The sequence below is a fragment of the Curtobacterium ammoniigenes NBRC 101786 genome (genome assembly GCF_001571045.1).
Classification (GTDB): Bacteria; Actinomycetota; Actinomycetes; order Actinomycetales; family Microbacteriaceae; genus Curtobacterium; species Curtobacterium ammoniigenes.
Map to the genome: position 1 here is coordinate 482,784 of NZ_BCSV01000002.1, position 23,699 is coordinate 506,482.

At 66.1% G+C, this 23,699-nt stretch carries 19 protein-coding genes; 18 read left to right on the forward strand and 1 reads right to left on the reverse strand.

Annotated elements, in window-relative coordinates:
• Positions 1–37: 37 nt before the first annotated feature.
• Positions 38–3,919 carry a DNA-directed RNA polymerase subunit beta' gene (rpoC, locus tag CAM01S_RS06030; protein WP_066517691.1) on the forward strand — a complete coding sequence of 1,294 codons (3,882 nt, stop codon included), beginning with the start codon at positions 38–40 and terminating at the stop codon, positions 3,917–3,919.
• Between the two features lie 152 nt (positions 3,920–4,071).
• Here the strand turns inward: rpoC and CAM01S_RS06035 are convergent, their stop codons facing one another.
• Complete coding sequence (locus CAM01S_RS06035) at positions 4,072–4,473, reverse strand: VOC family protein (RefSeq protein WP_066517695.1); 402 nt, start codon at positions 4,471–4,473, stop codon at positions 4,072–4,074.
• A gap of 195 nt (positions 4,474–4,668) precedes the next feature.
• On the opposite strand from CAM01S_RS06035, the gene CAM01S_RS06040 reads away from it, so the two are divergent.
• The 17 genes from CAM01S_RS06040 to CAM01S_RS06120 all read left to right on the forward strand — a co-directional run bounded on the left by CAM01S_RS06040 (position 4,669) and on the right by CAM01S_RS06120 (position 23,674).
• Positions 4,669–6,339: a GspE/PulE family protein gene (locus tag CAM01S_RS06040; protein ID WP_066517699.1), complete on the forward strand. Its 1,671-nt coding sequence runs from the start codon at positions 4,669–4,671 to the stop codon at positions 6,337–6,339.
• Between the two features lie 40 nt (positions 6,340–6,379).
• Positions 6,380–7,837 carry a type IV pilus twitching motility protein PilT gene (locus CAM01S_RS06045; RefSeq protein WP_083527794.1) on the forward strand — a complete coding sequence of 486 codons (1,458 nt, stop codon included), beginning with the start codon at positions 6,380–6,382 and terminating at the stop codon, positions 7,835–7,837.
• Positions 7,837–9,066: a type II secretion system F family protein gene (locus tag CAM01S_RS06050; protein ID WP_083527795.1), complete on the forward strand. Its 1,230-nt coding sequence runs from the start codon at positions 7,837–7,839 to the stop codon at positions 9,064–9,066. The genes CAM01S_RS06045 and CAM01S_RS06050 overlap by 1 nt, the downstream gene beginning before the upstream one ends.
• Before the next feature lie 183 nt (positions 9,067–9,249).
• Entirely contained in the window at positions 9,250–9,717 is a 468-nt protein-coding gene (locus tag CAM01S_RS15195; RefSeq protein WP_083527796.1) for a type II secretion system protein, read from the forward strand.
• Positions 9,718–9,823: 106 nt separating this feature from the next.
• Positions 9,824–11,251: a prepilin-type N-terminal cleavage/methylation domain-containing protein gene (locus CAM01S_RS06060; protein WP_066517703.1), complete on the forward strand. Its 1,428-nt coding sequence runs from the start codon at positions 9,824–9,826 to the stop codon at positions 11,249–11,251.
• Positions 11,248–11,943: a prepilin-type N-terminal cleavage/methylation domain-containing protein gene (locus CAM01S_RS14815; RefSeq protein ID WP_066517705.1), complete on the forward strand. Its 696-nt coding sequence runs from the start codon at positions 11,248–11,250 to the stop codon at positions 11,941–11,943. The genes CAM01S_RS06060 and CAM01S_RS14815 overlap by 4 nt, the downstream gene beginning before the upstream one ends.
• Entirely contained in the window at positions 11,940–13,796 is a 1,857-nt protein-coding gene (locus tag CAM01S_RS06070) for a hypothetical protein (RefSeq protein ID WP_066517708.1), read from the forward strand. Before CAM01S_RS14815 ends, CAM01S_RS06070 begins: the two co-directional genes overlap by 4 nt.
• A complete protein-coding gene (locus tag CAM01S_RS06075; RefSeq protein ID WP_066518670.1) occupies positions 13,793–14,626 on the forward strand; it encodes a prepilin peptidase in 834 nt (277 codons plus the stop codon). Before CAM01S_RS06070 ends, CAM01S_RS06075 begins: the two co-directional genes overlap by 4 nt.
• A 27-nt stretch (positions 14,627–14,653) precedes the next feature.
• Positions 14,654–15,706 carry a type IV pilus assembly protein PilM gene (pilM, locus tag CAM01S_RS06080; RefSeq protein ID WP_066517713.1) on the forward strand — a complete coding sequence of 351 codons (1,053 nt, stop codon included), beginning with the start codon at positions 14,654–14,656 and terminating at the stop codon, positions 15,704–15,706.
• Complete coding sequence (locus CAM01S_RS06085; protein ID WP_066517716.1) at positions 15,703–16,533, forward strand: hypothetical protein; 831 nt, start codon at positions 15,703–15,705, stop codon at positions 16,531–16,533. Before pilM ends, CAM01S_RS06085 begins: the two co-directional genes overlap by 4 nt.
• Positions 16,534–16,537: 4 nt before the next feature.
• Complete coding sequence (locus CAM01S_RS06090; protein ID WP_066517718.1) at positions 16,538–17,332, forward strand: hypothetical protein; 795 nt, start codon at positions 16,538–16,540, stop codon at positions 17,330–17,332.
• 61 nt (positions 17,333–17,393) lie between these two features.
• The gene (locus CAM01S_RS06095) at positions 17,394–17,867 is read left to right on the forward strand and encodes a DUF6121 family protein (RefSeq protein ID WP_066517719.1); all 474 of its coding nucleotides are present in this window, start codon (positions 17,394–17,396) and stop codon (positions 17,865–17,867) included.
• 280 nt (positions 17,868–18,147) lie between these two features.
• The gene (rpsL, locus tag CAM01S_RS06100; RefSeq protein WP_066517721.1) at positions 18,148–18,516 is read left to right on the forward strand and encodes a 30S ribosomal protein S12; all 369 of its coding nucleotides are present in this window, start codon (positions 18,148–18,150) and stop codon (positions 18,514–18,516) included.
• Positions 18,517–18,521: 5 nt separating this feature from the next.
• A complete protein-coding gene (gene rpsG / locus CAM01S_RS06105; RefSeq protein WP_066517722.1) occupies positions 18,522–18,992 on the forward strand; it encodes a 30S ribosomal protein S7 in 471 nt (156 codons plus the stop codon).
• 87 nt (positions 18,993–19,079) lie between these two features.
• Entirely contained in the window at positions 19,080–21,194 is a 2,115-nt protein-coding gene (gene fusA / locus CAM01S_RS06110) for an elongation factor G (RefSeq protein ID WP_066517725.1), read from the forward strand.
• Between the two features lie 154 nt (positions 21,195–21,348).
• Positions 21,349–22,539, forward strand: coding sequence for an elongation factor Tu (gene tuf, locus CAM01S_RS06115; RefSeq protein ID WP_066517728.1), 1,191 nt, complete (start codon positions 21,349–21,351; stop codon positions 22,537–22,539).
• Between the two features lie 160 nt (positions 22,540–22,699).
• Positions 22,700–23,674 carry a DNA topoisomerase IB gene (locus tag CAM01S_RS06120; RefSeq protein WP_245631553.1) on the forward strand — a complete coding sequence of 325 codons (975 nt, stop codon included), beginning with the start codon at positions 22,700–22,702 and terminating at the stop codon, positions 23,672–23,674.
• The last annotated feature ends 25 nt before the right edge of the window (positions 23,675–23,699 follow it).

A 23,699-nucleotide genomic window follows, 5' to 3' on the forward strand; every position in this document is an offset into this window, starting at 1 on the left:
CCGTACATCGACGTCATTTCAGCAAGAGAGAAGAACATTGCTCGAAGCAACTTCCTTTGATGCACTGCGGATCGGCCTCGCCACGGCCGATGACATCCGCCAGTGGTCGTACGGCGAGGTCAAGAAGCCGGAGACGATCAACTACCGCACCCTGAAGCCCGAGAAGGACGGTCTGTTCGGTGAGCAGATCTTCGGGCCGTCCCGCGACTGGGAGTGCGCCTGCGGCAAGTACAAGCGCGTCCGGTTCAAGGGCATCGTCTGTGAGCGCTGCGGTGTCGAGGTCACGAAGTCGTCCGTGCGCCGTGAGCGCATGGGCCACATCGAGCTCGCCGCTCCGGTCACGCACATCTGGTACTTCAAGGGCGTCCCGTCGCGCCTCGGGTACCTGCTCGACATGGCCCCGAAGGACCTCGAGAAGGTCATCTACTTCGCGGCGTACATGATCATCGACATCGACGAGGAGGGCCGTCACGCCGACATGCCCGGCCTCGAGAACGAGCTGCGCCTCGAGATCAAGAATCTCGAGAACCAGCGCGACTCGATCGTCGCCGACCGCCTCAAGAAGCTCGAGGACGACCTCGCCGCGCTTGAGGAGGAGGGCGCCAAGTCCGACCAGAAGCGCCGCACGAAGGACACCGCCGAGAAGGAGATGTCCCAGGTCCGCAAGTCGTTCGACGAGGACATCAACCGCCTCGAGCGCGTGTGGGAGGACTTCCGCAACCTCAAGGTGGGCGACCTCAAGCCGGAGGACGCCGTCTTCCACGAGCTCCAGGACCGCTACGGCATCTACTTCGACGCCTACATGGGCGCCGAGGCCATCAAGCTCCGCCTCGAGGCGTTCGACCTCGCGGCTGAGTCCGACGCGCTGCACCTGCAGATCGCGGAGGGCAAGGGCCAGAAGAAGATCCGCGCGATCAAGCGACTCCGTGTCGTGAACTCGTTCCTGCAGACCGGCAACTCGCCGGCTGCGATGGTTCTCGACGTGGTCCCGGTGATCCCGCCGGAGCTCCGCCCGATGGTGCAGCTCGACGGTGGCCGGTTCGCGACGAGCGACCTGAACGACCTGTACCGCCGCGTGATCAACCGGAACAACCGCCTCCGTCGTCTGCTCGACCTCGGCGCACCGGAGATCATCGTCAACAACGAGAAGCGGATGCTCCAGGAGGCCGTGGACGCGTTGTTCGACAACGGTCGCCGTGGTCGTCCGGTCACCGGCACCGGCAACCGTGCCCTGAAGTCCCTGAGCGACATGCTCAAGGGAAAGCAGGGTCGGTTCCGTCAGAACCTGCTCGGTAAGCGCGTCGACTACTCGGGCCGTTCGGTCATCATCGTCGGCCCGCAGCTGAAGCTGCACCAGTGCGGTCTGCCGAAGCAGATGGCGCTCGAGCTCTTCAAGCCGTTCGTGATCAAGCGCCTCATCGACCTGTCGCACGCGCAGAACATCAAGTCCGCCAAGCGCATGGTCGAGCGTTCGCGCCCGCAGGTGTGGGACGTGCTCGAGGAGATCATCCGCGAGCGCCCCGTGCTGCTGAACCGCGCACCGACGTTGCACCGTCTGGGCATCCAGGCGTTCGAGCCGCAGCTCGTCGAGGGCAAGGCGATCCAGCTGCACCCGCTCGTGTGCGCCGCGTTCAACGCGGACTTCGACGGTGACCAGATGGCCGTGCACCTGCCGCTGTCGGTGGAGGCCCAGGCCGAGGCTCGCATCCTGATGCTCGCCTCGAACAACATCCTGAAGCCGTCCGACGGCCGCCCGGTGACCCTGCCCGCACAGGACATGATCATCGGTCTGCACCACCTCACGACGGTCCGCGAGGGCGCCGAGGGCGAAGGCCGTGCGTTCTCGTCGGTCGCCGAGGCGATCCTCGCGAAGGACCAGGGCACGCTGCACCTCAACGCGCTGGTGAAGATCCGCATGACGGACCTCCACTTCGCCGAGGGCGAGGAGCCCGAGGGCTTCGTGGCCGGGCAGCCGTTCATCGTCGAGACGACCCTTGGTCGTGCGCTCTTCAACGAGACCCTGCCGGCGGACTACCCGTACGTGCAGAAGGTCGCCGACAAGGGCACGCTGTCCTCGATCGTCAACGACCTGGCGGAGCGGTACTCCAAGACCGAGACCGCTGCGGCGCTCGACCGGATCAAGGACGCCGGCTTCTACTGGGGCACCCGCTCGGGCGTCACGGTGGCGCTGTCCGACGTCGTGACCCCGCCGCGCAAGGCGGAGATCATCGCCGGCTACGAGGCGCAGGCCGCGAAGGTGCAGAGCGAGTACGACAAGGGTCTGATCACGGACCACGAGCGTCGTGCCGACCTGATCAAGATCTGGACCGAGGCCACGAACGAGATCGCGCAGGAGATGCGCGACAACTTCCCGAAGGACAACACCATCAACCGCATGGTGTCGTCGGGTGCTCGTGGTAACTGGCTCCAGGTCCGCAACATCGCCGGTATGCGTGGCCTCGTGAACAACCCGAAGGGTGAGATCATCGCCCGACCGATCATCAACTCCTACCGGGAGGGCCTGACGGTCGCGGAGTACTTCATCGCGACGCACGGTGCTCGAAAGGGTCTCGCGGACACCGCACTCCGGACCGCGGACTCGGGCTACCTGACCCGTCGTCTCGTGGACGTCTCGCAGGACGTCATCATCCGTGAGGACGACTGCGGCACCTCGCGTGGCCTCGAGCTGCCGATCGCGTTCGTCGACGCGGACGGCAAGCTGACCCGCGACGCATCGGTCGAGAACACGGTGTACTCCCGCACGCTGGCGACGCCTGTCGTCGACGCGCAGGGCACCGTCCTCGCCGAGGCCGGTGAGGACGTCGGTGACGTGCTGATCGACCGCCTGGTCGCCGCCGGCATCGAGTCCATCAAGGTCCGTTCGGTGCTCACCTGTGAGTCGAGCGTCGGTGTCTGCGCGAAGTGCTACGGGCGCTCGCTCGCCACGGGCAACCTCGTCGACATCGGAGAGGCAGTCGGCATCATCGCCGCCCAGTCCATCGGTGAGCCCGGAACCCAGCTGACGATGCGTACCTTCCACACCGGCGGTTCGGCGTCGGCTGACGACATCACGCAGGGTCTGCCCCGTGTGACCGAGCTGTTCGAGGCCCGCACCCCGAAGGGTGCATCCCCGATCGCGGAGGCCGCAGGCCGCGTCGTGATCGAGGACACCGACAAGCAGCGTCGGATCATCCTCACCCCGGATAACGGCGACGAGCCGTTCATCTACCCGGTCCTGAAGCGTGCGACCCTCCTCATCGAGGACGGCCAGCATGTGGAGCTCGGTGAGCAGTTCATCGCCGGCACCGTCGACCCGAAGGAAGTCCTTCGCGTCAAGGGTGTCCGCGAGGTGCAGAAGCACCTCGTGGGTGGTGTGCAGGATGTCTACCGCTCGCAGGGTGTGCCGATCCACGACAAGCACATCGAGGTCATCGTTCGTCAGATGCTCCGCAAGGTGACCGTGGTCGACCACGGTGACACGGACCTCCTGCCCGGTGAGCTCGTGGACCGCTCGCGGTACAACGAGATCAACCGCGCGGCGCTGCAGGAGGGTCGCAAGACCGCCTCGGCTCGCCAGGAGGTCATGGGTATCACGAAGGCGTCGCTTGCGACCGAATCGTGGCTGTCCGCCGCATCCTTCCAGGAGACCACCCGCGTGCTCACGCAGGCGGCCATGGAGGGCAAGCAGGACCAGCTCGTCGGCCTCAAGGAGAACGTCATCATCGGAAAGCTCATCCCCGCGGGGACGGGCCTCAGCCGGTACCGCAACGTGGACGTGAACGCGACGGAGGAGGCGAAGGCGGAGCGCTACCCGAACCGCATCTTCGCGGACGACTCGTCGTTCTCGGACGCCGACCTGAGCTTCGTCGACTTCGACAGCTTCTCGTCGGACGACTTCACGCCCGGCACCTACAGCTGAGCCGACTGACTCCTGTCAGACGACCAACGGAAACGGCCCTCGCACCACGCGGTGCGGGGGCCGTTTCCCGTTGTTGCAGGCGTCGCGCCGGACCAGGGGGAGCCTCCCGATCGGCACGCGGGCCGTCGCCGGGATTGGAGGCGCCGTCCGGGTCAGCTGGTGCCCGCGCGACCGGCGCCGGAATCGCGGCCGGTGCTCGGACCGCCCTCGTCGACGAGCGAATAGAGGCCGAGGACGTTCCCGTCGGGGTCGCGCACGTCGAACTCGTCGACCTCGCCCGGAACGTGTTCGATCGGCCCCACGTCGATCCCGAGCGCGGCGATCCGTGCGCGCTGCGCGGCGACGTCGTCGACGCCGAAACGGACGGTGACCGGGTTGTCGTCGGCGTGCGGATCCTCGTACAGCTGGATCCAGATCCCGGCGACCTCGTACTCTGCGACGCCGTTGGACGGTTCGAGGTCCGGCTCGGCGCGTTCGAACACCGCGCCGTACCAGAGGCAGCTCGCTTCGAGGTCGGTGACGGGAAGTGCGATCGTCACGCTCGTGATGTCCATGGCTTATCTTCCGTCACCGGCGACGGTCACGTCGAGAGGCCCGCGCCCGATCGGTGCAGCACGGACACCAGGTGCGCGATTCGTCCCTCATTCTGGGACTGCTTCCCTGATTGCCCCTCGGCTTAGCGTTGACCCGCATCCGTCAGCCGCGTCGCGCCCCGACGCGGGACGCAGAGACCGTGGAGGTGAGGGCGCGTGGCAACCCTGTCGGAGATCCTCATTCTCAATGGCGCGCTGCCGATCGAGCATCTCGACACGCTCACCGGCGACGAAGACGTCGACGAGCGCGCCATCCGGGCCCTCGTCGAGCAGGGCGTCGTCAGCGAGTCGCAGTTCGTGACTGCCCGGGCGGCGTCGAACAACTCGAAAGTCGTGCCGCTCACCGACTACCCCGTGGACGGGACAGCCGTCTCGATGCTGCCGGCAGCGCTGTGCCGCCGTCATGGCGTGCTCGGTGTCGGTTTCGAGGGCGAGGCGCTCGTGCTCGCCATGGTGAACCCGGCGAACGTGCTCGCACTCGACGACGCGCGCACCGCCTCCGGACGGATCATCAAGCCGCTGCAGGTGGAGGAGCGCGACCTCGCCGCGGCGCTCGACCGATACCTGCGTGCGGACGACGAGCTGAACGACCTGACCACCTCCCTTGAGGAAGAGGGCGCGGGGGCCGCTGAAGAGACCGTCGATATCGGCTCGAGCTCGATCGATGACGTGCCGATCGTCCGGTTCGTGAACCTGCTCGTCTCGCAGGCGATTCAGGACCACGCCTCCGACATCCACATCGAGCCGGCTGAGCACGAGGTGCGGGTGCGGTACCGCATCGACGGTGTGCTCCACGAGATGACGCCGGCGCCGAAGAACATCCAGAACGGCGTGATCTCGCGGCTCAAGATCATGAGCGACATCGACATCGCGGAGCGGCGCAAGCCGCAGGACGGTCGGATGTCGGTGCGGCACGGCGGCCGCCAGATCGACCTCCGCGTCGCAACCCTGCCGACGGTGTGGGGCGAGAAGGTCGTCATGCGAATCCTCGACAACACGAACACGTCGATGACGCTGAAGGACCTGAACCTCCTCGACCGGAACTTCGACGCGTACCAGCGGGCCTACTCGAAGCCGTACGGCATGATCCTCGTCACCGGACCGACCGGGTCCGGCAAGTCGACGACGCTCTACACGACGCTGAACGCGGTCTCGAAGCCGGAGATCAACGTGATCACCGTCGAGGACCCGGTCGAGTACCGGATGGCGGGCGTCAACCAGGTGCAGGTCAATCCGAAGGCGGGCTTGACGTTCGCCTCGGCGCTGCGGAGCATCCTCCGCTCCGACCCGGACGTGGTCCTGCTCGGTGAGATCCGCGACCACGAGACCGCACAGATCGCGATCGAAGCGTCGCTCACCGGCCACCTTGTCCTCTCGACGCTGCACACGAACGACGCGCCGTCCGCGATCACGCGGCTCACGGAGATGGACATCGAGCCGTTCCTCGTCGGGTCCGCGCTCGACTGCGTGGTCGCGCAACGTCTCGCGCGCAAGCTGTGCGACCGGTGCAAGTCGCCGTCGACGCAGAACGAGGACCAGCTGCGGTCGCTCGGATTCGTGACCGACCGCGACCCGTTCGTGCCCGAGGTGTTCGCGCCCGTCGGCTGCTCGGTGTGCTCCAACACCGGCTACCGGGGCCGCATCGCATTGCACGAGGTGATGACGGTGTCCGAGGAGATCGAACGCCTCGCCGTGGCACGCGCATCGAGCGCTGAGATCGGCCGTGTGGCGCAGGAGCAGGGCATGCTCACGCTGCGTCAGGACGGGTGGGAAAAGGTCAAGCTCGGCATGACGAGCGTCGACGAGATCCTCCGCGTGGTCGCGTGAGCGCGGGCCGGAACCCGGGGAACGACAGGAAGACGAACTGATGAGCGACGTGTACGACCTCTCGAACATCGGCGACGAGCCGGTCGCGGGCTGGCATCCCGGTGCGCCGGGCACCGAGATCGGGTCGCGTCGGGCGGCGCGCGCAGCGGCGCAGTCCGCATACGCCGCCCCCGCCGCTGCGCCCGTCTACGATCTGGAGGCCCCGCTCACCGCACCGACCTACGCGGAGCCCGTCGCGCCTCCCGCTGCGTACCCCGCCCCGGCGCCAGCACCGGCCGCGCCGGTGTCGCCCGCGGTGCCAGGCACGGCGCTCGGCTCCGACATCGCGTACACGCGTCACGCCCGCGAGGTCGCCGACCCCGACCTGATCCTCGCGCTCTCGCAGGTGATCTACCAGGGCGCATCCGACCTCCACGTGACGGCTGACGCGCCGCCGACGGTCCGTGTGGATGGTGCGCTTCGCCCTGCGGTGCCGGGAGGCCCGTGGTCGCGCAACAAGGTGATCGCCGCGTTGAAGACGCTGCTCACCGTCGAGCAGGCCGGCCAATTCGACCACGAGCAGGAGCTCGACTTCGCGTACTCGCTGTCGGAGGATGCCCGGTTCCGCGTGAACTACTACCAGCAGCGCGGCAACTGGGGAGCCGCGTTCCGCATCATCCCGACCAAGATCAAGACGCTCCAGCAGCTCGGTATCCCCGACCACGTGGGTGACTTCGCGAAGCTGCCGCGTGGACTCGTGCTCGTGACCGGCCCGACGGGGTCCGGGAAGTCGACGACACTCGCTGCGCTCATCGACCTCGTCAACGAGACGCGCGCCGACCACATCGTCACGGTCGAGGACCCGATCGAGTTCATGCACGATCACAAGCGCGCGATCATCAATCAGCGCGAGGTCGGCGCCGACACGCACTCGTTCGCGAACGCACTGAAGCATGTGCTCCGGCAGGACCCGGACGTCATCCTCATCGGTGAGCTCCGTGACCTCGAGACGATCTCGGTCGCGCTGACTGCCGCGGAGACCGGCCACCTGGTGTTCGCGACCCTGCACACGCAGAGCGCGCCGGGGACGATCGACCGTGTGATCGACGTGTTCCCGCCGCACCAGCAGGGCCAGATCCGCACGCAGCTCGCATCGACGCTGCAGGGTGTCGTCTGTCAGACGCTGGTGCCGAAGGCGAGCGGCATCGGCCGGACCGTCGCGACCGAGATCATGGTGACGACGCCCGCGATCGGGAACCTGATCCGCGAGGGCAAGACCTATCAGATCACGTCCGCGATGCAGGCCGGTCGCGATCTCGGAATGCACACCATGGACCAGGATCTCGCCGACCTGGTGAACACGGGCACAATCACCCGACGTGCCGCGATGGAGAAGGTGCACGACGCCGAAGGGTTCGACCGCCTGGTCCAACGCGTCGAGTCACCGTCCGACCACTCGGCCGCGGCCATCGCCGCCTCGGGCATCGATTTCGGCGACAAGTTCTCCGGAGGGTACTGATGTCACTCGCATTCGACTACCGCGGCCGCGACACGGCCGGCAAGGTCGTCAAAGGGAGGCTCGACGCAGCCAGCGAGGGCGCTGCCGTTGCGCGCCTCCGCACGATGGGCGTCTCGCCGATCTCGCTGTCTGAGGCGAAGGCGGGAACCGGGCTCCAGACTGAGATCCACATCCCCGGGTTCGAGAAACGCGCGAGCCTGAAGGACCTGGCGATCATGGCGCGGCAGGCGTCGACGATGCTGTCGTCGGGGCTGTCCCTGCTGCGGGCGCTGTCGATCCTGGCCGACCAGACCGAGTCGAAGAAGCTGAAGGAGATCCTCGGGAAGGTCCGCGACGACGTCGAACGGGGCGTCTCCTTCTCGGAGGCTGTGGCCCAGTTCCCCGTGGACTTCCCGCCGATCATGATCAACATGATTCGCGCCGGCGAGGCGGGTGGGTTCCTCGATAAGGCGATGGACTCGATTGCGACGAACTTCGAGAAGGAGCACAAGCTCCGCTCGACCGTGAAGTCGGCCATGACCTATCCGGTGGTGGTGCTCATCATGTCGCTGGTGAGCGTCGTGGTGATGCTCATCTTCATCGTGCCGATCTTCGCGAAGATGTTTGCCTCCCTCGGCAGCAAACTCCCGCTGCCGACGCAGCTCCTCGTCGATCTGTCGCACGCGATGGTGTATATCGGGCCGGTGCTTGCCGTCGGGATCTTCGTCGGCTGGCTCTGGTATCGATCAAATAAGAACACCGACCGGGTCCGAGGATTTCTCGACCCGTTGAAATTGAAAGTGCCGATCTTCGGGCAGCTCAATCGGAAGATCGTGATCGCCCGATTCGCACGAAACTTCTCGAACATGATCGGCGCCGGCGTGCCGATTCTGCAGGCGCTGCAGATCGTGGGTGAAGTCTCGAATAACTTTGTGGTGCAGAAGGCACTGGATCGGGTTGCTGAGTCCGTGCGAAAAGGCGAGTCGATCGCGGGCCCGCTGCAGCGCGAATCGGTGTTTCCGCAGATGGTGAGTCAAATGGTCGCCGTCGGTGAGGACGCCGGGTCGATGGAGATCATGCTTGAAAAGATCGCGGTCTTCTACGACGACGAGGTCGAGGCGACGACGGAGGCGCTCACCTCGCTGATCGAGCCGCTGCTCATCAGCTTCCTGGGCGTCGTGGTCGGCGGCATGATCGTTGCTTTGTACCTGCCGATCTTCGATATCACCTCGGCGATCCAACAGCACTAGCTGTCGCGAAAATGCCCCCTGAGCGGGGGTAGTTTGCCCCCAAAACCCCCCGGTTCTGGGGGCATTTCGCTATCCGGATTACCCCCGTTCTCGGGATTCTGCCGAGAAAAGGGTGCCAATACGCTTGGTCTCGGCGGCGAGCAAGCCCCCACACCCCAAACCACATTTCCCGAAGGAATGAAAATGTACTTCCGTCTTATGGGCAAGCTCAACGCTCGCCGTCAGAACCTGACCGAGGATGCCGAAAAGGGATTCACCCTGATCGAGCTCCTCGTCGTCGTGATCATCATCGGCATCCTCGCCGCGATCGCAATCCCCGTGTACCTCGGTGTTCAGAACAACGCGAAGAACTCGAACACGCAGTCCGACGTTGCGAACCTCAAGACCGCCGTCGTGAGCTTGCAGACCCAGAACGGCGGTCTGCCGAGCGGGATCGACTGGACGGCAGCGTCGGGTGCTTCGGGGATGCCCTCTGCGGGCTCAAGCCCGGCTGACTGGGCTGGCGCGGGTGCGACCTTTAGCCAGAACACCAAGGAACTCAAGTACGCGACGAGCGCGACGTCCGGGTTCTGCATCACTGGGACCAGCGTGGGCGGCGGCACCTACTACGCGACGGCCTCGAGCGGCGTGACGACCACACCCTGCAGCTAAGCCTTCCCATACGCACCTGAGGGGCGGGGCGTTCTCACCATCGTGAGCGCCCCGCCCCTTCGGGTCGAACGTTCGAACATCGCTCGAGCCACCCGAGGAGGTGAGCATGATCCGTCGACTTGGCACCGTCCTTCGGCCCCGCGACCACCGCGAGGGCGAGGCCGGCTTCACGGTCATCGAGGTCATGGTCGCCATGATGGTGTTCGCGATCATGTCGATCGGCATCGCGTACGGCATTACCAATGCGTTGCAGCTGACGCAGTCGAGCCGGGGTCGCGAGACCGCTGTCGCCCTGGCATCGCAGGACATCGACCAGATGCGGCAGCTCGCAGCGCTGTCCGCGACCGGCGTCCAGAACGTGGTCTCGACCTCCTACACGAAGCTCGTCGGAGGCGTGACATACACGGTCAATCGGTCGGCGAACTGGGTCTCGAGCGACGGCACCCTCAGCGCGTGCGGATCGAGCTCCTCGGAGCTGGCCTACAAGAACGTCGCTGAGACGGTGTCGTGGTCAGGTGGCCACGGCGCCTCCTTGTCGACGACGATGACGTCGTCGATCGCGCCGCCATCCGCCGTGTCGATTCCCGGTGACGGCACCATCACGATCTCCGTGCTGAATGCAGCGGGGACCGGGAACGCCGGCGTCACGATTGCGATCACGCCCGTGAGTGGCGGTGGCGGCGCGGCGCTCGCGACACAGCCTCCGGTCACGAACAGCTCCGGGTGCTCGATCGCGACGAACGTTCACCCCGGTACCTACACGGTCACCGCAACTGCACCAGGCGGCATCGATACAAAGCAGTCCGCGGTCTCGCCGCCGGCACCGATCCCGTCGAAGACCGTCGTCGCGGGTGGAAGCACATTCGTGTCCTTCACCTACGACCAGGCGGCGACGATCACGACCACGTACGCATCGGGCGGTGCGATCCTCCCGATCAGCATGCCGACGACGCTCTACTCCACCGGACAGTATTCGACAATGACGCCGTGGGGGAACACCGTTGTCACCTCGGCGACGAGCGAGTCGATGACCGTCTTCCCGTTCCCGAGCTACACCATGTACGCGGGCACGTACAACGGGAACCCCGGCTCAACGAATTGTCTCAGCCCGAACCCGGCGCAATGGACCGTCCCGAATGCGTCCGGGCAGGTTGGCACGCCCGTGACACCGATCGGCACATCCCCCGGGCAGACGACGGTGACAACCAGCCCGATCATGATGGGCGTTTTCAGTGTCTCGGGACTCAGCGTTGGTTCGTGGCTCGTTGCGACGACCACAACCCCCGCGTCGAACTCTGGAGATCCCGGGTGTTCGGCGGGTATGACGCTGCGGTTCCCGCGCATCACGGCGGCCAACGAGACCTTTGCATTGCCATTCGGCACGTGGTCACTGCAGTACTCCACGAGCCTGACGGGCACGGTGCTCAGCGTGCTGGGCGGAACCAATGTGAACACCGTCAGCCCGGGCACCGTCAGCGGTTCCTCGCTCACGGGTTGGACGGTCATGCTCGACCCCCGGGGGCAGACCTCATGACCGGGCCCCTCCTGCGGCGGTTTCACCGAGACGAGCGGGGTCTGACCCTCATCGAGCTCATGGTGGCCATGAGCATGTCGATCATCATCATCATCGCGGTCGGCGGCTTTTTCATTGCATCCACCAAAGCGGCGAAGACCGACTCGACAAGCGAGACGAGCATCCGGCAGGCCTCGAACATGATGGACGCGATGACGCAGTACGTGCACGCGGCCACCGTCCTTCCCGTGAGCGGTGGGTCCCCGGTCGCCGCGGTGGAAGTCGCGAAGCCCACCGACCTCGTCTTCTACGCGTACGTCAATCTGACGAACGGCACGGTCACGCAACCCGTCCAGGTCGAATACACGCTCGACGGTTCCAACAATCTCGTCGAGAAGATCTGGAACATCGCGAGCTCGACCGGCGGGTACTTCACGTTCAACAGTTACACGACGGCACCAGACCGGACGGTGGTCCTCGGCGGACCGATCGCTTCACCCACCAGCGACGGCACATCGCTCTTCACCTACCTCGACGCGAACGGAAATGCGCTCGCGTCGCCTGGCACCGGTCTCGGTCTCATTCGTGCGGTGCAGGTCAACCTCGAGGTGGGATCCACCACAGCGGGGACTGCCGGCGATACCCACATCCAGAGCACGCTGTACCTCTTCAACGTCGGCTACTCCGCAACGACAGCGAGTCCTTCCCCATGACACGACGATTCTGGAGCCGTTTCCACCGCGCGGCGGACGACGAGCGCGGCATGGTCCTCGCGAACGTGATCATCTTCGGCACGGTCCTGATGACCGTCGTTGCGGGCCTGCTCGCGCTGTCTACCTCCGGGGCGGTCAAGTCAGCAAGCGACCGCAACTACCAGAACGCCATGGCCGCCGCCTATGCCGGCCTTGCGGACTACCAATCGAAGATCTCGAACAACAACAGCTACGAGCAATTCGGGAGCACCGGTTCAACGGCGAACTTCAGTAGCACCAGCGGGTCGACCTTCTCCGGAGACAACGGAAACACGGCGTTCACCGGCTGGGTGGCCGTACCCGCCACCACTGACGAATGGTTCCACTACGAGGTCGACAACTCGAAGTTCTCGTCCCAGGGGATTCTGAAGGTGCGCGTGACCGGCAAGAGTGGCTCGACAACCCGAAGCCTCGTTGCCAATCTCAAGGGCGACGGCTTCATCAACTACCTCTACTTCACAAACTACGAGTCGTCGGATCCCAACATCATTCCCAGCGGGAACTGCACGGTGGACTACCAGTGGAGCTCCACGTCGAACAAATGCACGCCGGTGCAGTTTGCGACCCGAGACGTGCTGAACGGCCCGATTCGGACGAACGACGACTTCACCTCGTGCGGAGCGACCTTCAACGGCCAGGTTGAAGACCACGACGGCAACGTCCTGACTCCAGGCGGCTGCACGTCGTCCCGGTTCAACGGAGGCAATCCCGTCAGCGCGCCCTCGCTGGACATGCCCGCCCTCAACAGCAACATGGCCCAGGAGGCGCGAACGGACGAACCGAGCATCGTCCCGCGCCCCGGGTGCCTCTACACCGGCCCGACGAAAGTCCGATTCAATGGCGATGGCACGATGACGGTGTGGTCGCCCTGGACGCGCGCCACGCAGATCACCGTCAACTCGACTTCCGGCGCGGTGAGCGCCTCGAGCGCGAACAGCGTGAGCGCACAGGGGGAGTGCGGTGCGATCAGCGACCTGCAGAGCGCGGCGGGCGCGACCATCCCGACCATCCCGACGAATCTCATGTACGTACAAGACGTCCCGCAGACCAACAACCCGTCGAACGTCAACTACTGGGGGTCGTCTCTCCCCACCGGCTACGCAAACACGTACTGCAACACGCAGGTCAGCTTCACCAACCGTGGGGCTGTCCGCACCAGCAACACGAGCAACTACAGCAACGGCGTCGGCTTTCCCGCCTCGAACGAGTGGCTGAACAACGGGGGCTACTACCAAGCACCCGCGTCGTCCGTCTACAACTGCACGACCGGAGACGTGTTCGTGAGCGGCGGCTTCGGGGGCGCGATGACCATCGCGTCGTCCGGCACGGTCTGGGTGACCGGCGACATCACCTATGACGACCCGACGAAGGACATCCTTGGCCTGGTCGGCCAGAACGCGGTCGAGGTCTACAACCCGACGTACTGCGTATACCCCTCCGGCAGCAGTGGCTGCAATGGCGTCGCGCCCATACAGAGCCCGGGAAGCAACCGGACCATCGACGCGGCAGTCGCGAGCAATGCTGGCACGTTCTGGGTGCAGAACTACGACGTCCAGGGGTATGGCGCGCTCGGAACGCTCACCGTCGTCGGATCGATCGCGCAGAACTGGCGTGGCCCGGTCGCGACCGGCGGCAGCTCCATCTATTCCGGGTACTCGAAGAACTACGCGTACGACAATCGCCTGCAGGTCACTGCACCGCCGAAGTTCCTCCAGCCGGTCTCCACAAGCTACGGAATCACGACCGAGGTCGAGGTGCAGCCCGCATACGATGCCTCCCTCAACTGCTTGACGACCGCGGGAGTGTGCCGATGATCGCGACAGCCGGAATCGAAACGGTGATCGCCACGCTGGGAGGCGTGTTCGGCCTCCTGATCGGCTCGTTCCTCAACGTCGTCGTCTACCGCGTGCCAGCGGGCATCTCGATCGTCGCGCCGCCGAGCGCATGCCCGAAGTGCGGGCAGCACATCCGCGGCTACGACAACATCCCGGTGCTGTCGTGGCTCGTCCTCCGGGGCAAGTGTCGTGACTGCAACGCACCCATCTCGTCGCGGTACCCGCTCGTGGAACTGGCGACGGGCCTCCTGTTCGTCGTGGTCGCGGTACGGTTCTGGCCGACCGGCAGCGGTACGAGCCTCGTCGCGGCGCTCGTCACGCTCGTGGCATTCCTATACCTGATGGCGATCAGCGTCGCACTGGCGCTGATCGACGTCGACACGCATCGATTGCCGAACGCCATCACCTACCCGTCCTACGTCGTCATCGGCGTCCTGCTCGCTGTCGCGTCCGCACTCACCGACGACTGGGGTGCCTTCGTCCGCGGGGTCATCGGGGCCGCGATCCTCGGCGCGGTCTACCTGGTCCTCGCCATCGCTGTCCCGGGCGGAATGGGTCTCGGCGACGTCAAACTCGCCGGTGTCCTCGGCCTGGCGCTGGCGTACCTCGGATGGGGACCCCTCGCAGTGGGTGCTTTCGGCGCATTTCTCGTCGGCGGTATCTTCGCGCTCGTCCTCATGCTTCTCCGCCGCGCGAGCTGGCGCGGTGGCATCCCGTTCGGCCCATCCATGCTCATCGGCGCATGGATCGGCGTCCTCGTCGGCTCAGCCGTCTGGACCACCTACCTCGCAACCCTCGGCCTGGCCTGACCAGCGCTCATCACGGAAAGCAGTCCCATGGGCAAGAGCATCGTCGGCGTGGACCTGGCGGGCACCTCGATCCGAGCGGTCGAAGTCGCTGACGCCGACCGCGGCAAGCCGACCGTCGTCCGCTTCGCGGAGGTCCCGACGCCCCCCGGCTCGGTCAGCCGTGGCGAGGTCCTCGAACCGAACACCGTCGCCGGAGCACTGAAAGAGCTCTGGTCGATCGGGCGGTTCCGATCCCGTGACGTCGTCCTCGGCATGGGAAACCAGCGCGTCCTCTCCCGCGACCTCACTGTGCCGCGCGCGCCGCTCGCTCAGATCCGCGAATCGCTGCCCTTCCAGGTGCAGGACATGCTGCCCGTCCCCGTGATCGACGCGATCCTCGACTTCTACCCCACCGGCGAGAGCATGGCTGAGAACGGCCCCGTCGTCCACGGCCTGCTCATCGCAGCCATCAAAGACGCCGTCCTCGCGAACGTGAAGGCCGTCCAGTCGGCCGGGCTCAACCCCGCCGGCGTCGACCTCATCCCGTTCGCGCTCAGCCGAGTCCTCGTTACACGACAGCAGATCCCCGGAACGGTCGCACTCATCGAGCTCGGCGCCGACACGACGAACGTCGTCATCGCCCGCAACGGGCTTCCCCAGTTCGTGCGCATCATCCCGACCGGCGGCAGCGACATCACCAAGGCGCTGAGTGCGCGCCTTGACATCGCTCCGCAGGAGGCCGAGGCCGTCAAGCGCTACCTCGGCATCGGCACCGGCGCGAAAACCGCTGACGATGCGCGGGCTGTCGCGATCAGCCGCGAGCTCGTCAACGAGCTGCTGGCGAGCCTCCGCAACACCATCAACTACTTCGTCAACACCCACAACGGCGAGCCGGTCTCCCAGATCGTCATCTCTGGAGGCGGTGCTCGCCTCACCGGGTTCGCCGACGCGCTTGCCGAATACACGCGAATCCCCGTGATGCACGGCCAGGCGTTCAGCGGCGCAGCCCTGGCGCGGTCGGTTCAGCGCGACGAGCTCGCCGCCCGAGGCGACTCCATCGCCGTGGCCTACGGGCTCGCTATCGGAAGCAGGGCGGCATGAGCAAGGTAGAGACCAAGGTCATCAAGGACCAGCGGCGCCGCACCGCGGCAGCCCCGCGCGTGAAAAAGGCGCGCGGCTCGAAGGACGCGATCCCGCCGCAGCCGCCGGTGCCGCCCGGAGCCGGCCGTGGGTCGGCGGGCAAGAATCCCAAGCAGCCACGTCAAGCCCGGGCGCAGCAATTCCAGCTGGTCGGCCGGGAACCCCGCGTCGATCTGCTCCCCACCGAGGTGCATGTCGAGCGGCGTGCCCGGGCAATCGCCCGACGCGCCTGGCTCGGCGTGATCGTCGTCGTCGTCATCGCCGGCCTCGGTGTTGGCGCCGCCACCATCGGCGCTGTGCAATCCGCCGTGAAGCTCGGCCTCGACGAGAACCAGGGCACCTCCATCCTGCAGCAGCAGGTGCAGTACGCGAACGTCCGTGTGCTCCATCGAGAGGTCGCGCTGCTCCAGGCCGCACAGGGCGTGGGCGGAGGCGAAGAGATCGACTGGTCGACGTATCTCACCAGGATCGCAGCCGCACTGCCGGCCGGCGTCTCCATCACGAACATCAGCATCACGTCGTCGTCGCCCATCGCGGCCTTCGGCCAGTCGGCGGCTCCGCTCGACAAAGCGCGGGTTGCGACAATCGACCTGACGGTGAGCAGCTCCTCGATCCCGGCGGTGCCGGACTGGACCGCCGCACTCGGGCAGATCACCGGCGCCTCGAACCTGAGCATCACGTCCATCACCGGCGGCTCATCCTCGAGCGGACCGACCGCCTATCAGGCGCACATCGCGTTCGACATCAACGCCGACGCCTTCGACAACAAATACAAGACGAAGGGCTGACCCGATGAACAAGCACACGCTCTCCCTCGTCATCGCGATCGTCGCAGCCGTCGTCGTCCTCGCCGGGGCCTGGTTCGTCGGAGTGCAGCCGGCGCTCTCGGCAACTGCCGCGAATGACTTGCAGCGCGCCTCCATCCAGTCCACGAATGCGCAGAACCAGGCAGCCCTCGTCCAGTTGGAGCAGGACTACAAGCAGCTTCCGCAGTCGCAGGCCGCGCTCGCGGCGCTCGAGCAGTCAATTCCTACGACCGCGAGCACCGACCTCTTCACCCGCGAGATCAACACGGTGAACGCCGCAGCCGGCACCACCATCTCTTCCATCACGTACGGCACCGTCCAGGCCTACGCGCCCCCCGCCGGCGCCTCCGGAGGCTCGTCCTCGTCAGCCGCGTCCGGCACCTCCGCGACGCCCGCACCCACAGCGTCGGCGTCCGCTTCTGCCTCCGCAGCACCCGCCGCACCCGCGACACCGGCCGCAGCGGCTCCGTACACGAATCCGTCCATCACGGCCGCCAACTTCAATCTGATTTCTGTCACCATCGCGTTCGACGCGCCGTCCTATGACAAGGGCGTGGCATTCGTGAAGGCGATCCAGTCCGGACAGCGCCTGTTCCTCATCGACACCCTGTCGCAGACCACCGGATCCGGATCGTCGAGCAGTGCGGGCGCCCAGTCCTGGTCGCTGAGCGGGTACATCTACGTGATCGACACCACCTCGGTGACCGGGGCCAGCACGACGGCCGCGACCGGCGGCTCGTCGGTGCCGGCGGCGACCGCGACCGCTGCAGCGCACGGCTGACGCCAGCGGCGCGGCGGCGGAGCGGCGCTGCGGAGCAGCGGCGCGGACTACAGTGGCCCGCATGTCCCGGTGGCTGCTCGCAGTGATGGCGGTGTCGCTCTTCATCGCGCTCGTTGTCGCCGTCACCGGGTTCGAGGCGCTGTTCAGTGGGGTTGACCCCATCCGGGAGCCTGACGCGACTCCATACCTCGGGCCGTCGATGGTCACGTCCGTCGCGGCGGTCGTCTTCTTCACGACCGCGGGAGGCGCCCGTCGCGGCAACCCGATCGTCTCGGGGCTCGTCGCCGCGGCCCTGGGGTACCTGGTCATGCTGCTCGTCGGATCATTCGGCTACACGATGATCACCGGCAACGTCGCCGATCTCGTCGTGTTCCCGGCCGGCTACGCACTGGGGCCGTTCGTCATCGGCACAGTGATCATCGGTTTCGCTGTTGTCGTCGGCGCCGTCGCCGTCAGTCGGCACGCCGATCGCTCGCACCGAAACGGGGCGCCCCCGCAGGGTGCACGCGGGTCGGACCCGCATGGCCTCGGTTGATTTCGCGCACTCCCCCGAGTACGATTTTCCGAGTGTGCGCCATACGGCGTGCCCAAATGTCCGTCCGCATCACACCGGAACGGACGACTTCCGTCCCAGATGCGTCCGCCTTCGCGGACCTGCCGCGCGAGCGGGCATTGGCTGCAGGTCGGCCCTGACAGGCGCGATCGGCAAGCAGTCGAACGGCGACACGATTCCGTGTCCTGCTCGTTCGTCATGGGACGAGGAAGCCGGCGGAGAGCGCCGGCCGGAGATACGAGACAAGAACCAGGAGCAGTAGTTGCCTACTATTCAGCAGCTGGTTCGCAAGGGCCGGACGCCCAAGGTCGTCAAGACCAAGGCGCCGGCACTCAAGGCGAACCCCCAGCAGCGTGGCGTGTGCACGCGCGTGTACACCACCACCCCGAAGAAGCCGAACTCGGCACTGCGCAAGGTCGCTCGTGTCAAGCTCTCGAACGGCACCGAGGTCACCGCTTACATCCCCGGCGAGGGCCACAACCTTCAGGAGCACTCGATGGTGCTCGTCCGTGGCGGTCGTGTGAAGGACCTCCCCGGTGTCCGCTACAAGATCGTCCGCGGTGCGCTCGACACCCAGGCCGTCAAGAACCGTAAGCAGGCGCGCAGCCGCTACGGCGCGAAGAAGGGCTGAGATCAATGCCTCGTAAAGGACCAGCCCCCAAGCGCCCCGTCGTCGCCGACCCGGTGTACGGCGCCCCGGTTGTCAGCCAGCTCGTCAACAAGATCCTGCTGGACGGCAAGAAGGGTCTCGCTGAGCGCATCGTCTACGGCGCCCTCGAGGGCGTCTCGGCGAAGAACGGCCAGGACGCCGTCGCAACCCTGAAGAAGGCGCTCGACAACGTGCGCCCCACCCTCGAGGTTCGCAGCCGCCGCGTCGGCGGTTCGACCTACCAGGTCCCCGTCGAGGTCAAGCCGCACCGCGCGAACACGCTCGCGCTCCGCTGGCTCACCTCGTACGCCAAGGCCCGCCGTGAGAAGACGATGACCGAGCGTCTCATGAACGAGATCCTCGACGCCTCGAACGGTCTGGGTGCTGCGGTCAAGCGCCGCGAGGACACCCACAAGATGGCCGAGTCGAACAAGGCCTTCGCCCACTACCGCTGGTAGTACCGGCAGCGTCCGGGCGTCGGCGGTCAAGAACCCCGACGCCCGGACGGACGCCAACCTCTCCTACAACTTTTTCGGAGGAACCCTGTGGCACAGGACGTGCTCACCGACCTGAACAAGGTCCGCAACATCGGCATCATGGCGCACATCGATGCCGGCAAGACCACGACCACCGAGCGCATCCTGTTCTACACGGGCATCACGCACAAGATCGGTGAGGTCCACGACGGCGCCGCGACGATGGACTGGATGGCGCAGGAGCAGGAGCGCGGCATCACGATCACGTCGGCCGCGACGACCTGCTTCTGGAACAAGAACCAGATCAACATCATCGACACGCCCGGCCACGTCGACTTCACGGTCGAGGTCGAGCGCTCGCTCCGCGTGCTCGACGGTGCCGTTGCCGTCTTCGACGGCAAGGAAGGTGTCGAGCCGCAGTCCGAGACCGTCTGGCGACAGGCCGACAAGTACGACGTTCCCCGCATCTGCTTCGTGAACAAGATGGACAAGCTCGGCGCGGACTTCTACTTCACCGTCGACACGATCATCAACCGCCTCGGTGCCGAGCCGCTGGTCATCCAGCTCCCCATCGGCGCCGAGAACGACTTCGTCGGCGTGATCGACCTCGTCGAGATGAACGCGAAGGTCTGGCCCGGCGACGCCAAGGGTGACGTGACCATGGGCGCCTCCTACGAGACGCAGGAGATCCCCGCGGACCTCCGCGACAAGGCGGACGAGTACCGCGCGAAGCTCGTCGAGCGAGTCGCCGAGTCCGACGACGCGCTGCTCGAGAAGTTCTTCAACGGCGAGGAGCTCTCCGTCGCCGAGATCAAGGGCGCCATCCGGAAGCTCACGATCAACTCCGAGCTCTACCCGGTGCTCTGCGGCTCCGCGTTCAAGAACCGCGGTGTGCAGCCGATGCTCGACGCCGTGATCGACTACCTGCCGTCGCCGGTCGACGTGCCCGACGTGTCTGGCCACGACGTCAAGGACGAGGAGATCATCCTCCACCGCAAGGCGGACGCGTCGGAGCCGTTCTCGGCGCTCGCGTTCAAGGTCGCCGTGCACCCGTTCTTCGGCCGCCTCACCTACGTGCGGGTGTACTCGGGAACGATCGAGTCCGGCTCGCAGGTCATCAACTCGACCAAGGGCCGGAAGGAGCGCATCGGCAAGATCTTCCAGATGCACTCCAACAAGGAGAACCCGGTGGACAACGTCACCGCCGGCCACATCTACGCGGTGATCGGCCTGAAGGACACCACGACCGGCGACACCCTGTGCGACCCGGACCACCAGATCGTCCTCGAGTCGATGACGTTCCCGGAGCCCGTGATCGAGGTCGCGATCGAGCCGAACACCAAGGCCGACCAGGAGAAGCTCTCCACCGCGATCCAAAAGCTCGCCGAAGAGGACCCGACGTTCCGCGTCGAGCTCAACGCCGAGACCGGCCAGACCACGATCAAGGGCATGGGCGAGCTCCACCTCGACATCCTGGTCGACCGGATGAAGCGCGAGTTCAAGGTCGAGGCGAACGTCGGCAAGCCGCAGGTCGCCTACCGCGAGACCCTCACGAAGCCGGTCGACCGCTACGACTACACCCACAAGAAGCAGACCGGCGGTTCCGGTCAGTTCGCGAAGGTGCAGATCGCGCTCGAGCCGATCCCCGTCACGGCGGAGAAGGTCTACGAGTTCGAGAACAAGGTCACCGGTGGACGCGTCCCTCGCGAGTACATCCCTTCGGTGGACGCCGGCATCCAGGACGCCATGCAGGTCGGTGTTCTCGCAGGGTTCCCGACCGTCGGTGTGAAGGCGAGCCTCCTGGACGGTCAGTCGCACGACGTCGACTCGTCCGAGATGGCGTTCAAGATCGCCGGTTCGATGGCGTACAAGGAGGCCGCCCGGAAGGCCGGTCCCGTGCTCCTCGAGCCGATCATGGCGGTAGAGGTGCGCACGCCCGAGGAGTACATGGGCGACGTCATCGGCGACCTGAACTCCCGTCGTGGGCAGATCTCGTCGATGGAGGACGCATCCGGCGTCAAGGTGGTTCGCGCGAGCGTGCCGCTGTCGGAGATGTTCGGCTACGTCGGCGACCTCCGCTCCAAGACCTCCGGTCGGGCGGTCTACTCGATGACGTTCGAGACCTACAACGAGGTCCCGCGGAACGTCGCCGACGAGATCATCCAGAAGAGCAAGGGGGAGTGAGGTCCTCCACCGCTCGATGAGCGGTGGGCCCCACTCCACAGGCGGGGGCGGTCGGCGACGGCCCCTCCGCCACCAACTACAGTAGACACACACACCCGCACTCCCCGGGGCACCAATCCGGGGAACTGCATCCGAGTCCTGAGGAGGACCCACAGTGGCCAAGGCCAAGTTCGAGCGGACCAAGCCGCACGTCAACATCGGAACGATCGGTCACGTCGACCACGGCAAGACCACGCTCACGGCGGCGATCACCAAGGTTCTGCACGACAAGTTCCCGGACCTGAACGAGGCCCGCGACTTCGCGCAGATCGACAACGCTCCTGAGGAGCGTCAGCGCGGTATCACGATCAACATCTCGCACGTCGAGTACCAGACCGACAAGCGCCACTACGCGCACGTCGACGCTCCTGGTCACGCCGACTACGTGAAGAACATGATCACCGGTGCGGCCCAGATGGACGGTGCGATCCTCGTCGTCGCCGCCACCGACGGCCCGATGCCGCAGACGCGTGAGCACGTGCTCCTCGCCCGCCAGGTTGGCGTCCCCTACATCGTCGTCGCGCTCAACAAGGCCGACATGGTCGACGATGAGGAGATCCTGGAGCTCGTCGAGCTCGAGGTCCGCGAGCTCCTGAGCTCGCAGGAGTTCCCCGGCGACGACGCCCCCGTGGTCAAGGTCTCGGCGCTCAAGGCGCTCGAGGGCGACGCCAAGTGGGTCGACTCGGTTGCCGAGCTCATGCAGGCCGTCGATGACAACGTGCCGGACCCGGTGCGCGCCACCGACCAGCCCTTCCTCATGCCGATCGAGGACGTCTTCACGATCACCGGTCGTGGAACAGTCGTCACCGGCCGTGTCGAGCGTGGCACGCTCAAGGTGAACGAAGAGGTCGAGATCGTCGGCATCCGCCCGACGCAGAAGACCACCGTCACCGGCATCGAGATGTTCCGCAAGCTGCTCGATTCGGCGGTCGCCGGTGACAACACCGGTCTCCTCCTCCGCGGTACCAAGCGCGAAGAGGTCGAGCGCGGCCAGGTCGTCGTGAAGCCGGGTTCGGTCACCCCGCACACCCAGTTCACCGCGAACGCGTACATCCTGACCAAGGAAGAGGGCGGTCGTCACAACCCGTTCTTCGCGAACTACCGTCCGCAGTTCTACTTCCGCACCACGGACGTCACCGGCGTCATCTCCCTGCCCGAGGGCACCGAGATGGTCATGCCCGGTGACACCACGTCCATGACCGTCGAGCTCATCCAGCCGATCGCCATGGAAGAGGGCCTCCGCTTCGCCATCCGCGAGGGTGGCCGCACGGTCGGCGCCGGTACGGTCGAGACCATCATCAAGTAACTCCGGTTACCGCTCAAGCGGGGTCGGCCCTTCGGGGTCGGCCCCGCTTTTCGCATGCTCGTCGCGTCGCGCACGACTGCCGCATTGTCCGCGAACCGCGCGCATTGTCCGCGGACCGCGCATGGCGCCCCGTGCAGCGCGCTTCCGATTAGATCGAATCGTGCCGCGCCTCCGTCGATCCGATTCCTCCGGGAAGGGCTACCACCGTGAGCGTGCCGGAACCGGGTTCACCTACCGCGACCCGGACGGCAACACCGTCACCGATCAAGCGCTCCGTGCCTGGTTCGAAGAGCTCGTCATCCCGCCCGCCTGGACCGACGTGTGGATCTCCCCGTACACGAACGGTCACATCCTTGCCACCGGCCTCGACGGGGCAGGCAGACGGCAGTACATGTACCACCCGTCCTGGCGCGAGCGCATGGACCGCATCAAGTACGACCGAGCGCTCGCGCTCGCGGAGTCCCTGCCCGCCGCACGCCGGCAGGTGACCATGGACCTTCGTCGACCCGAACCCGACGAACTGCGCGGTCTTGCTGCGGCGTTCAGAATGCTCGACCAGGGATCGCTCCGCGTCGGATCGGAGCGGTACGCGACCGAGCACGGAAGCCGCGGCCTCTCGACGCTGCTGTGCGCGCACGTGCACGTCTCGGGCGACCTGATCGACCTGAACTTCCCGGCGAAAAGCGGGCAGGAGTGGTCCTCGACCATTCGCGATCACGACCTCGCCCACGTGGTTCGGGGCATGCAGCGGCGCGGAGCCAACGCGCGGCTGCTGGCGTACCGGCCTCGTCGCGGCGCGGAGTGGCTCCCACTGTCCGCCGAGGACATCAACGAATACATCAAGGAGCGCGCGGGCGACATCTTCACCGCGAAAGACTTCCGGACGCTGCACGGCACCGTCGCAGCGGCGATCGATCTCGCAACGACCGGCCCCAAGTCGTCGAAGACTGCCGCGGACAAAGCGATCTCCCACGCGATCCGCGCGGCGAGCGAGGTGCTCGGGAACACACCATCGGTGGCACGGGCGAGCTACGTCGACCCGCGCCTCCTCGAGGCGTACCGCCACGGCGAAACGATCGACCCCACCAGGCTGCGCTCGGCAGAGGCCGAGGTTCGCGCCCTCCTCTATCGCTGAGGTCTGGTCGCGAGCGGTGTCAGCG